The organism is Candidatus Flexifilum breve (assembly GCF_016713355.1).
This window is the reverse complement of sequence record NZ_JADJPI010000035.1, coordinates 1,679,893-1,692,000: the sequence shown is the minus strand read 5'-3', so window position 1 is coordinate 1,692,000 and position 12,108 is coordinate 1,679,893. Positions and strand designations below refer to the sequence as shown.

General features: G+C 60.6%; 6 protein-coding genes. 1 reads left to right on the top strand and 5 read right to left on the bottom strand.

What is annotated here, in order from left to right:
• Positions 1-27 precede the first annotated feature (27 nt).
• From IPK17_RS30115 to IPK17_RS30100, 4 genes are all read right to left on the bottom strand, one after another.
• The gene (locus IPK17_RS30115; RefSeq protein WP_343421398.1) at positions 28-2,646 is read right to left on the bottom strand and encodes a glycoside hydrolase family 2 protein; all 2,619 of its coding nucleotides are present in this window, start codon (positions 2,644-2,646) and stop codon (positions 28-30) included.
• Between the two features lie 3 nt (positions 2,647-2,649).
• Positions 2,650-3,711, bottom strand: a complete 1,062-nt coding sequence (locus IPK17_RS30110; RefSeq protein WP_343421397.1) for a glycoside hydrolase family 172 protein — start codon at positions 3,709-3,711, stop codon at positions 2,650-2,652.
• A 19-nt stretch (positions 3,712-3,730) separates the two neighbouring features.
• Positions 3,731-5,953, bottom strand: coding sequence for a glycosyl hydrolase family 65 domain-containing protein (locus tag IPK17_RS30105; RefSeq protein ID WP_343421396.1), 2,223 nt, complete (start codon positions 5,951-5,953; stop codon positions 3,731-3,733).
• A 590-nt stretch (positions 5,954-6,543) separates the two neighbouring features.
• Positions 6,544-6,744, bottom strand: a complete 201-nt coding sequence (locus tag IPK17_RS30100; protein WP_343421395.1) for a hypothetical protein — start codon at positions 6,742-6,744, stop codon at positions 6,544-6,546.
• 165 nt (positions 6,745-6,909) lie between these two features.
• Here IPK17_RS30100 and IPK17_RS30095 point away from each other — a divergent pair, with 165 nt between their 5' ends.
• Positions 6,910-9,045, top strand: a complete 2,136-nt coding sequence (locus IPK17_RS30095) for a hypothetical protein (RefSeq protein WP_343421394.1) — start codon at positions 6,910-6,912, stop codon at positions 9,043-9,045.
• Positions 9,046-9,215: 170 nt separating this feature from the next.
• On the opposite strand, the gene IPK17_RS30090 is transcribed toward IPK17_RS30095, so the two are convergent.
• Positions 9,216-12,059, bottom strand: a complete 2,844-nt coding sequence (locus IPK17_RS30090; RefSeq protein ID WP_343421393.1) for a thrombospondin type 3 repeat-containing protein — start codon at positions 12,057-12,059, stop codon at positions 9,216-9,218.
• Between the last annotated feature and the right edge of the window lie 49 nt (positions 12,060-12,108).

The following is a 12,108-nucleotide window of genomic DNA, read 5'->3' as shown; positions in this document are numbered from 1 at the left end:
GCTGGAAACAGTCACCCGGTTATTTTTTTACTGGCGCGTGGACAGATATTCCACAAGTTGATGCAGCAGAAACAGCGCGGTGGGGCTGTGCTGAATATCCGTCACCTGATCGCCTGCTCCCCCCCAGAAGCGCAGCGATGAAGCGATCAAGCGTCCGCTGCCCATTTCCAATTCCACCAGATAATCGAGCAGGGTAAACAGGCGCGCATCCAGCCGGGTGAGCATTGGCCGACGGCGGGCGTCCGGAATGCGGGTAACATCCAGCGCATGGTCGGCGGCGAGGTGATAGAACTGCAAATCGACATACCCTTGGTGCGGAAAATTCTGCCACAACGGGTGATCTTCGATCAGTTTGATCGATTCGCGCCAGAACGGGACTGGCTGCGTCGGGAACGCGCCCGCGCCCGTCTGCAGCAGGATGGCCCGACCGCCGCCGCGCACCCAGGCTTCGACCTGCGGCGTCCAGACGCTGGCGAGGATCACTTCATCCGGTTGAAACGCGGCAGGTGGGCAGATGCCTCCGAACGCACCGACCGGATCATACGCGGTAATACCTGCGCCCCAAGCCTGAGGCGTCGGGTAGAGCCAGAGCCGCCACGTGTTGGCGATCTGTCCATCAAGATCGGCTTCGAGCTGCCACATCTGCGCCGCTTCGACGTGGGGCAGCGCGATATCGAGCGCCGCAATTTCGCTGACCTGTCCCGGTGGTAAGCCCGCTGGCACGACCGCAGTTCCCATCAGCGCAATAGTCTCGTCTGGACGGACGAGCCGCCAGTGCAGTTCGCCGCCGGGGAATGATGTGTGGGCCAGCAGCAATCGAAAACTCGCCGTTGTCCCGCCGACGTAATTGAACAAATCAACCGGTGCGGGGCGGTCGCCGCCGTTGACCCACTGGCGCGCGCGTCTGCCTTCCAGCAGCAGTACCGACTCGTCGTTGAAACGCCGGAAGGCATCGGGATCGAACTTGCTGCGTCCGAGATCGTCAAAGACGCCCGATGTGCTGATCGGCGTGTCGCGCAGTCCCGTGAGCACGTAACCGCCGACGTAAGGGGTCGCGCGCGTGCGTTCGAGGATGAACTTGCGCTTTAAAAACGACTCCTGGCGCGAAAGGCTGACCAACTGCGCATCGCTGAAGGGGAGCGCATGGGCCGCCATACGCGTTTCCTGTTCGCTGTAGGCCCAGCGTCCGGTGTTTCCCTCCACGCCGAGCAGATCGCGCCACGCGGGGCGTTCGCCACCCTCGTTCAAATCCGCCGGGTCGCGGTAGTCGTCGCTGTCGCAGTATTCGCCGAAGATCCAAGGGCGGGGCTGCTGCCACTGGCGGTAAAAGTGCTGCAACAGCGGGGCGAAGTAGTGCAGATCGGCGTAGAAGTGATAATCGCTGAAGTCGGCGAAGTCGAAATCCAATCCCGCGTAGGCTTCGCCCGAACCGCTGTTGTCACAGGCGAGCACGCCGGTTGTACCCCCGCGCACGATGGCGTTCAGTTCGCTGAGCAGCGCCGCGTCCGCCATGTCGATGCCGAGTTCACAGCCGAGGCTGTAGATCACGATGGATGGGTGATGCTGAACGCGCCGCAGTATGTCACGGTATTCGCGCGGCGCTTGCCCGCGCAAATAGTCGTTGATGCGCTGCCACCACATCGGCAGTTCCAGCCAGAGCAGCATTCCCTCTTCGTCGGCGATCTCAAACAGGCGTTCCGGTGGTACGAACAGGCACAGTTTGACCAGATTGAAGCCGAGCGCGCGCACGCGGCGGAACTCGTCGCGGATTTCGTCGTCGGTGGCGACCGGCGCGAGGGTCTGCGGATTCCAGCCCCAACTGAGAATGCCGCGCACGCCGTAAGGCTGATCGTTGAGCAGGAGCGCTTCGCTCTGGGCGCGCAAACTTCGGAAGCCGAAAGTCCGGCGTGTTTCTGCCAGCAGCGCGCCATCCCGGATCAGGCGCAGGCGCAGATCGTAGAGGGTGGGCGTCTCCGGCGACCAAGGGGCTGGCTGTTGGACGTTCAGTGTGAATTCATCTGATGACGCTTCGATGGTGGCGACGGTTACGCCGTTTGCATCCAGCACATCGACCTGCAAACGATCGGTCTTCGCGGGCTGCTCGCCAAAGTAGTCGAGCGCGGCGCTGGCGCGGACTTCGCCCGTGCGCCAGTCCGCTTGAATGTGCCCCATGCGGAAGGCAGGCGTACGCTGGGCGATTAGCGTGACGGGTTGCCATAGTCCGCCGAACGTGCGCGCCACGTAGGGAACAAAACCCACCAGGACATCGCGATATGGGAAAGGGCTGCCGTCGCCGCCCGGTTTGGTGACGGTCAGCGTGATGGTGTTGGCCGTCCCGGCATGAATGACGTTCGTCACGTCGAATTCGAACGGCGTCCACATGCCATCATGCGTGCCGACGATCTGTCCATTGACGCTGACTTCGGCACGGTAGCTGACGGCTTCGAAGCGCAGAAAAACCCGCGCCCCTGCCCAGTTGGACGGAAGCTCGACCGAACGGGTGTAAAGCGCCGTGACGGCATCGGGGGGGTAGCCCTGCGTCTCCCAGACTCCCGGCACGGTGATCGCACCCGACTGATCGCCGATTTCCAAATGCCATAGGCCGTCGAGCGGCAGGCGCTGCGAGAGGATGTTTTCGAGCATCATCGGCTACGGGCGCGGTAGGCGCTGTTCGACGGGCAGTAGGGCGGGAAACGGTTTGTGCGGTTCCGTCTGATACCAGTACGCCGTCGATGAGTAATCGTTGGTCAGCTTGTTGGCGTGCCCGTGCTCAATCGTGACCCGGATCGACTGCTCGAAGAAGATCGGGTCTTCGATGTGGTAGCGATAGAGCGTGTTCTTGCCCCGCCAGCGCCAATCCTCAGTCCCCTGATTCAGGATGACGCCGTGATAGGGTGCGCTGTATTCCTGCGTAGGACAAAACGCCGTGTTGAAGTAATCTTCTGTGCCCGTCCCGTAGAGACTCGGCAGCGGTTCACCATCAATCAGGATCATGTCGTCGCCCTCGCCGTACCAGTCATTGGCCTGACGCGAGAAACAGTCCACGTCGAGATGGCAGCCGACATAGTGCCCGCGACCTTCCGCATCGAGGATGACATAGTTCTTTTCCCCGGTAAGGTTTGGCTCAGCCCATGCTGCGCTCATCGCATCGGGGTTGTCTTTCCATCGGATAGCAGGGTCTGCCCATCCCGGCGTCGGGTTGAGGCGCCGCCACTGCGCGTGAAAGCGCGCATACTCATCTAAACGCGTGCCTTCCGGATAGGCTTCATAGTCAATGTAGAAATAGAGGTTGGTCGTGTGGGTCGCTTCGTTCACCATCTCGATGCGCATCCGGCTTTGATAGGGCATGGGAAACCAGCAGTTGAAGCTGCGCCCATCCTGCGGACTCATTTGCAGCGGCAGCGAGACGAAGTTGCGAATGAGATTGTGCCCCATACCGAAGAAATCGCCGATGGGGACTTCGACGCTGGGCGACGCTTCGTCATCCCAGAACATGCGCACGACGAGTTTGCGAAAGACGAGCGCATCTTCACACCAGAGCGTCATCCAGATATGCTTAATGCAACCTGCGCCCTCCGCCTCTGCGATGGTGCGCGTTTCGCCCGGCGCAATTTCCCACCAATCCCGGTTACCGCCGGTGGGATCGTAGCTCGACGCCCGTTTGCGTTTGACGCCCGGTCGCAGCCGCGCAAGTTCTGAGAGTGTGCTCATACCGATCATCGTGTTCCCCCTAAGTGTGTGCTTGTTCGGGCCAAATACTGCGATTCCCCGGCGCGACGACGACACTCGTCCCGTGAATGACCGCCGTGAGGTCTCGTTCGCTCCGGTTTTCGATGCTCACTCCGTCAGGTGTGATCTCGACATAAACTTCCTGTCCCTTCCAGACCACCGGAAACGCCAACTGCGTCCACTGGTGCGGAAGGTGCGGGTTGAGAGTGAGTACGTCTGCCTGCATCGCGGTGCGCAGTCCGCCGAACCCAAAGACCGCGATCTGCCAGTTCATCCCCTGCGCGGCGATGTGAATCCCTTCTTCCGCGCCGCCGTCAAAGTCGAGATGCAGGCTCCGTTCCCAGAAGTCCCACGCTTGATCGGCGAAACCGAGCCGCAGCGCGATCAGCGCATGGACGCCAGGCGACAGCGATGAATCATGGGTGGTGTAGGGCAGGTAGTAGGCCCACGCCTGACGCACCTCGGCGTCGCTGAACTCGTCGGGAAACAGCATCATGAGCAGGAGGACATCTGCCTGTTTGAGGCAGCGGCTGCGGTACAGCCGCTCCTGAGATACCTGAGCGGCGAATGGCTTCGTCCGGTCACGCCACAGCGCTGTGAAGTCGATTTCGGCGAACTGCTCGAACTCTTCGCACTGAAGCAGCAGCCCGTCGGCGCGGCGCGGCAGCGGCAGTTTGCGCGCGATCAACTGGCAGCGTTCGCGTAAACCATCGTCTTCCTCGGCGGTGGCTGCGAGCGAGAGTGCGAACGCGACCATCCGGTTCGTATAGGCATTGTTGTTGGTGATCGGCGCGTATTCGTCAGGGCCCATCACGCCGAGCAGACTGGGATAGTCATCGCCGGGACGCCAGTCGATGCGTTCCAGCCAGTAGGCGGCGGTTTCGCGCAGTACAGCGTGTCCCGCCCGCGTGAGATAGCCCGGTTGCGCGGTAGCTTGCGCGGTATGAGCAAGCCCGTAGACCACGTCGGCTGTGACGTGAACCTCGTGATCGCGGTACTGCCAGTTCGGGCACTGCTCGATTCCGTCCGCGTCGCCTTCCCATGGATAGCGCGCCCCCGCATAGCCGAACTCGGCTGCATTCCGGCGCGCCCCTGACAGAGTGCGGATGCGGAAATCGGTGAGCATTCGGGCGCGTTCGGGATCGGTATACAGGAAGAAGGGGAGCAGATACATTTCCGTATCCCAGAAGTACAACCCACGATAGGCATCCCCAGCATACGCTTTCGGGTCGATGGCGACGCGTTCGTGACCGGGATGCGCGCGCAGCAGATGGTAGAGCGCAGCTCGGAGCGCGATCTGCGAGCGATCATCGCCAGAAATGCGCACGTCGGCGTGTTCCCACCGGCGCTGCCAGATCGCTTCGTGTTCAGCCTGCAGCACGTCGAAGGGGGTATCGAGCGCGTCGAAATCGGATAGGATTAATTCCCCCTCATCCATGTTCGTGGTGACGAGCGTGACTTTCTCGAAGGTGATGCTCTGCCCTGCGCTCAAGGGGATCTCCACACACAGGTGGGCGGCGCGTTCGCCTGCGACGTAGTCCCAGGCGGCGTCTTGCAGCCGCGCCTGACTGATTTCATTTACTTCGTCGCCCGTGTCCAGCACGACAGCGCAGCGCAGCCGCGCCGCGCCAACCCGCTCGAAGCGCACGTGGGCGAAGTGGTCATAGCCGCTCGTTCGCACGCCTGCATCAATTCCCGTTTCCAGCATGAGGCGGGCATCACGGTCGCTGGTGAGGGTGAGCCGCTGCGCGAAGAGATGCGGTTGTGCCGCGCTGGCGAAACGCTCGAATGTCACGTCGATCTGCGCGCCGGACTGTGCGCGCCAAGTCAGGCTGCGCGTGAGTACCGCCGTTTTCAGGTTCAACGCGCGTTGATGGTGCAGCAGTGCCGACTGCCGTATGTCCAGCCGCTCATCATCGACGCTGAGCGCGATCTGCAAGAAGCAGGGCAGATTCGCCATCTCTTTGCCCATAAGCGGGTGATTGCCGTAGATGCCCGGCACGAACGTCCCCCACTTTGATCGCATATCGGGGAACTGCTCGGCGGTCACGTTGGCAGGGCGGCGCATGTAGGATTGGTCCTGCGGCGCATCGCTCAGATGCTCCTCGAGCGATCCGCGCACATGCAGGTATCCGCTGCCCTGTGTGAACAGTCCTTCCCAGCCTTTGAGAGCTGCGACATCGGAAGGTTCTGGCTGATCTAACCACCAGTTTTCGCTCGTCATGCCGGACTCCGATTACCTATTGTTTCACAGGCGAGGTCTCACGACTGCAAATGTACCCTTTGACGGGGACAAGTTCAAAGACTGGCTGGTTTGCGCTGACGTTAACCGTTCACCTAAAGTAGATTCTCGAAAGAAATTCACGAACGGATGTAGGGCGCACCTGTGTGTGCGCCCACAACCGGGCAGACACATCGGTCTGCCCCTATACCATGATATTTGAGAATGTGCTTAAGTGCTCTGTCCGGCAATTGATTGCAGAAAAGGAAGCGCTTTTTCGTAGGGGCGCACGGCCGTGCGCCCCTACAAACCCATATTCGACCATTTACCGGATACAGCATTAAGCCAGTGTCCGAAACACTCCAAAACAGGCCAAGGCAGGCCAATCGCTGCGTAGAATAGCGTCTTTTGGGGAACAGCGGACACAATTCATTGCGTCCGCTGTTCCCAAGACCGACAGGTAACTCGTTTCCCCGGCGTCGCCTTACTGCCCAACGCCCCAACATAGAAGGCCGGACTTTGCAGTGCGATACTCACCGCATGGCGCGAGGCCAACCCGATGTCGGCGAGCGCGGAATCGGGAAAGGTCTAGATCAGGCGATCAATGTGCGGGAAACGTTCGTTATTGCCAAACACGGTACGCGGATCGATGATTTCGAACAACCCCATGCGTGCTCTAGTTCGGCGCAGATCGGGTCGGGGACGTGATCGGTCGCAAACACCACGCTCTTGACGCGCAGCGTCGGGTCGCGCCGCACCAACGTTAGCAGATGCACGGGCACGCCGACGAGCACCGTGATCGCTTCTCAGCGGATCACATCGTCGGGATCGACTACCGGGCCATACTTAACCGGCAGCGCGGACTAACCACGACTGGGGTAATGCTCAACTAGTCGGGTTCCTAGTTTTGTCGTACACTTGTTGACATCTATTGCTTTCCATAAATAAGGTTTATTTCCATGGCGCAACAGCAGCAGTCGACGAGCGCAACGCGCAAACAGGCGAATTCTGAGGTCACTCGAACGCCAAATCTCGCTGAGCAAACCGGTCAACAGAACGCTGAAAGCATCAATGCGTTTACTGAACTAGCCTCTGACCGGCTGACACCCGCCCAAGTCCTGCAACTTCAAGGAACCGTTGGAAATTCGGCGGTGCAGCGGTTGCTTGCCAAGCGCGCCGCTCGTGGGCAAGGCGACTCGGCAGCCATTCAGCGCCAATTTCAACCTGTCACGACAACGAAGAATGCGCACCTGCGGGTTGATGGCGCCTGGGATGACTTTGTTGGCCCACGGATCGATGAGGGCGACGAGATCGTCGTCGATCCCCTTCAGCAGCGGACGCAAGTGCGGCGCGTCCGGAAGAATGTCACGTGGACCAAAGCCGTAGGGGTTACGGGTGCTGGTTGGAACTGGGCACTGCACAACGGCGGAAACACTTACATTCGTAACACCGCGGTGGGGCAGGCCAAACAGTATCCGCATAAAGCCAGCATGGATTACAAGCCGCCACATCGCCGGAGTATTGACACACCGCAGTACAACTGGCATCACTTGACCGGTGAATTTGTTGAAATCGAAGACAGTGTGTCGACGCCCGGTGCGAAAATTGCGTGGCACAAAGGTACTTACAAACGGATCACCCCGGCGACCGGTCAGGTTGCGGCGCTGGACGCCGATGAAGAACGCCAGATCAATACCGAGACGCTTGAAGCCTACCTCCTGACTCGGCTGGAACAGGCCGTCCGAGCCGGACTCGGCGGTGTCGCGTGGGAAAATCTATTGGTGACTACGCCGAACCTGAAGAAGATCATGTATGCGAACAACCCCGAAGGTTCGAAGGCGCTGCGGTTTGATGATTTTGGCAAATCCTTAACCGGCGCGCGGTTCGTAGCTTACTACAAATGGGTGATGGCGGCTGATGGCCCCTTCCAACGCATTCAGGATGGCGCGGCTTATGTACGCAACTCGCTGGAACACTGGCGCGCGTACTTCAATCCGCCGAACGGTGACAACGTAACAATCACATCAATTAGCGTGAATGGCAGCGATCTCCATGAGCATGGGTTAGGCGTACTGTTCGTCAAGTTCAATAAACCCGCCGGTGGCCCCGCAGAATACACGGCGGCAGGCGAACACGAAGTGGTCGTCAAGCCGGAAGAACGCAGTCTGGAACAGGGGTTGTTTGGGACGCAGGCGGACAGTCTGGCGAACTACATCAATACGGCCGTCGGGTTGGCTGGCCCCGATCAGATCACAACCTACAAACAGAAAGTCGATGCGGGCTTCGGTACGCTGTGCGAGAAGGTTGTCCAAACGCGGGCGAAGGATTTGCCCACCAACCTCGTACGACCCATCACTCAGGCGCTCAAAGAATCGCTGATGTTCGTCCTCATCACCGGGCTGACCGATTTACATGGTGAGAATGTGCTCTGGGATGCCGCGACGGGGAAACCCTACATGATTGATGCGGACAACGCGCTTAAACTCCAGTACATGACTCCGGGACAGGCGACTGCTCAAAACGGCTACCTTGCCTACAATAATCAAGCTGGCACGGTTCTGAACGAAGTCTACAATGGGGCGGTGGGCTATGAAACCGCGCTCTTGCGAGCGCTGCAAAATCCGACGAGCTTCGAACAAATTCTGCTCCTCGACAAAGTGAAGGATGTTTTTGCAGCCTCGGTCGGGCGCACCGTTCCGATTGAAACAGCCGTTTGGGGCAATCGGCTCAAAGTGTTCATCATGACGCCGAATGTCGGTCAGCCCGCCGACGCTCCGGTCCAAGGCGTGGAACCGAACACCAAGTGGCAGTGGTGCAACTATTGGGCGGCGACCGTACCCACCGGCGCCGGGGCGAATGCCCCCGGTTTGCAGGGGGAAGTCGGCGTGCGCAACGGCACAAACGGGAATTTCCTACCCGGGGTCGAAGCCGCGCAGCTGTTTGCTGATTTCAAGGTTGGTCAAATTCCGTTCTACAACTACGAATACGGAACCGGCTACGTGAAGCATAATGGCCAGACCGTCTGGCATGGTCAGCCCATCGGTGAACGCATGCAGGGACTGTTCGCCTTGTTCCCGAATCAGATTGAGCTTTAGTAGACAATCCGCACTGAGTATAAAGCGCTGGGCGGCTGCAGCCGCCCAGTGCTTTTCTTAACCTGTGATCCCCAAGGACCCGCTTTCAAGCCATTAACCGTGCCCTTCGCCAAACAAGCGGCGTAGATTCTGGCCATACCACATCCATTCGCGAATATCTTCGGTGACGCTCAGTTTAGCGGTCGTAAACGGCGCTTCGACAATCGCGGTGACTTCCAGCGTGATCTCGGGCGTATTGGTGGCGGTGGCGGTCGCCGTCGGCGGCGGTACGGGGGTATCACTGGGTGTAGACGTATTGGTCGGCGTGTTGGTGGGCACCGCGTATTGCTCGCGGTTGGCGTGTTGGTGGGCACCGGCGTATTGCTCGCGGTTGGCGTGTTGCTCGGCGTGAACGTATTGCTGGGCGTCGGCGTGTTACTCGGCGTGGGGGTATTGCTGGGCGTCGGCGTGTTGCTCGGCGTGGGGGTATTGCTGGGCGTCGGCGTGTTGCTCGGCGTGGGGGTGTTGCTGGGCGTCGGCGTATTGCTCGGCGTAGGTGTGTCGCTCGCGGTCGGCGTACTGGTCGGCGTGTTGGTCGGTGCGGGCGTGTTAGTCGGCGGAACCGCGGTCGGAGCATCGGTATCAGTTGGTGTGGGAGTCTCGCTGCGCCGTGGGGTGCGGGAGGGTGTGTCGGTCTCCGTGGGCGCATCCGTCGGGGTGAACGTTAATGTCAGCGTGTTGGTCGGCGCAGTGCTCGGCGTGCGGCTGGGCGTTAGCGATGCGGTGGGCTCAGTGCTGGGCGTGCGTGTCACTGTGGGCGCATCGGTGGGGGGCACATTCGTGCGCGTCGGCGTCGCCGTTGGCTGATTTTCGCGGGTGGGGCTGGCTTCTTGCCGCGTCGCCGTCGGTTCCGGGCAGCCGTTATTTGCCAATGTGCCCGCTTGCGTCGGGCATTGATCGACGGTGTCGAGGATGCCGTCACCGTCCACATCGAGCGCGAGCGTCGCCGTGCGCGTTGGCGTGGGGCGGCGGGTCGCGGTCGTCGTGCCCGGACACCCCTGATTCTCGACCGGACCCGCCTCCAGCGGACAGAGATCGGCATCGCCCGCCAACCCGTCACCATCAAGATCGGGCAGCGGCGTGGCTGTGGGCAGCGGACACCCGCTATTTTCTGCGGGACCAGCGATCGCCGGGCACAAGTCTAAGCTGTCGATCACGCCATCACGATCCGCATCCGGGCAGCCGTTGGTTTCGGGCAAGCCGGGTTCGTTTTCGCACACGTCATCTGGGTAAGCGATACCGTCACCGTCGAGATCGAGGGCGGATGACAGGCATTGCAGCAGCGTCGGGTCGCCGTTGGTGAAGCGGATCGCGCTTTCGTAGTAGGCGCGCGCTTCGGAATATGGCGCGGGCACGCTCTCGACAAAGCGGGGCGGTACGCTGAGCTCGAACAGCGACCGACTCCCCGGCGTGAGCATGACCGGTTCCGCGCCGGGCAAAGTATAAGAGCACGTGTTCGCCTGCGTCGAATAGCATGTAAAAGCGATTTTCTCGGGATCGCCTTCAATGGCGGGATCCGCCGGAATCTGGCGGGCGGCCATACACTCGCTGAGCGACTGGAGCAGCACCTCGCGGTTTTGCAGCGGCTGCACCGATAACCCTTGATGCTGAAAATCGCCGATGTTGGCGAAGAAGTCACTCACGGGGTAGAGCACCAGCGCGGCATTTTCCTGTTCGGGGGTGTTGTCGACGCGGTTGAGTTCGAGCAGCGAGGCGCTTTCGACGAACAGGTTGAGCGGGTTGATGAAGAATTCGCCCGTGTCGGGATGTCGGCCTTCCACCACCATCAGGCTGTCCGCTGGCGAGGAGATTACGCTGCGGAGGAAGATCGGGACGGGCTGGCTCTCAAGAAAGTTCTGGATACCGATCTGGTCTGCTGAGACCTGCGTGGGCCGGATGGTCGGCGTAAAGGTTGGCGTCAGCGAGGCGGTCGCGGTCGGGGTGGCGGTGGGTGGCGCGGTCGCGGATAGGTTGAAGACGATGACCTGAAATTCGGTCTGCGTCGCCATGAACAGGACGTTACGTTCCTCGTTGACGCGCATCTGAAAGATGAAGAAACCGATCAGCACCAGCACGACGAACAGCGATAAACCGAAGCCCGCCCGCTGCCTACCCGACAGCGAGGCGGCGACCACAACAGCGCGGCGGCGCGGCGACGGCACGAACAACAGCGAGAGCGCCGTGTTATCCTGCGGGGCACGGGCTGTCGCATAACCCATGATCGCTTGCCCGGCATGATCAACTTTGTCATCCAGCGCGTAGCGAATGAATTCCTGCTCGATGTTGTAGGGGCCACCGACTTCCGGATCGACGGCAAACAGCCCGTCGGAGGTGACGAGGATCGAGTCACCTTCCTTGAGCGCCAGCCCTTTTTGCCCGAGCCGAAACGCGCGGCGGCTGCTGACAAATTCTTTGCCGCGTTCCGCGTAAAAGCCGATATCGACCTGCATTTCGGTGTTGACGCCCACCGCGCGGGTGATAAAGTCCGCATTCGGCAGCTTTTCCGCCTCTTCCGGCGACATCTGCCCGGCGTAGATGTACTCGTTGCCGAGCACATGATCGATGTTGAGCCGCACGGCGTGACCATCGCGCAGCAGATAGATGCGGCTGTTGCCCACGCTGGCGATGTAGAGACGCCCATGATCGCCATCGTCGAGGTTCACAACGGCCAGCGCGAGGGTCGTGGTTCCCGTGCCGCGCAGTTCGCTGTACACCACGCGATTCGCCTGTTCCACCGCGGCGAACAGCAGCTTGGGGATGCTGGTGCCCGTGCTGATCTGCAAATGATCCATAATGGCCCGCGCGGTGAGTCGAGCGGCCTTCTCGCCCGCATCACCACCGCCCGCGCCGTCACAGACGAGCGCCAACTGGAGATTCAACCCGCCGGCAGTATGGATAACCGTATCCGCGGCGTAGTCTTCCAGGCGGTCACGGGTGGCGATATTTCTTTCAGAAAATGCAGTAATCTCTGCCATGTTGTCTCAAACTACATGAACCAGCTTGGGCGTTTAGTTCAGTGCTCAG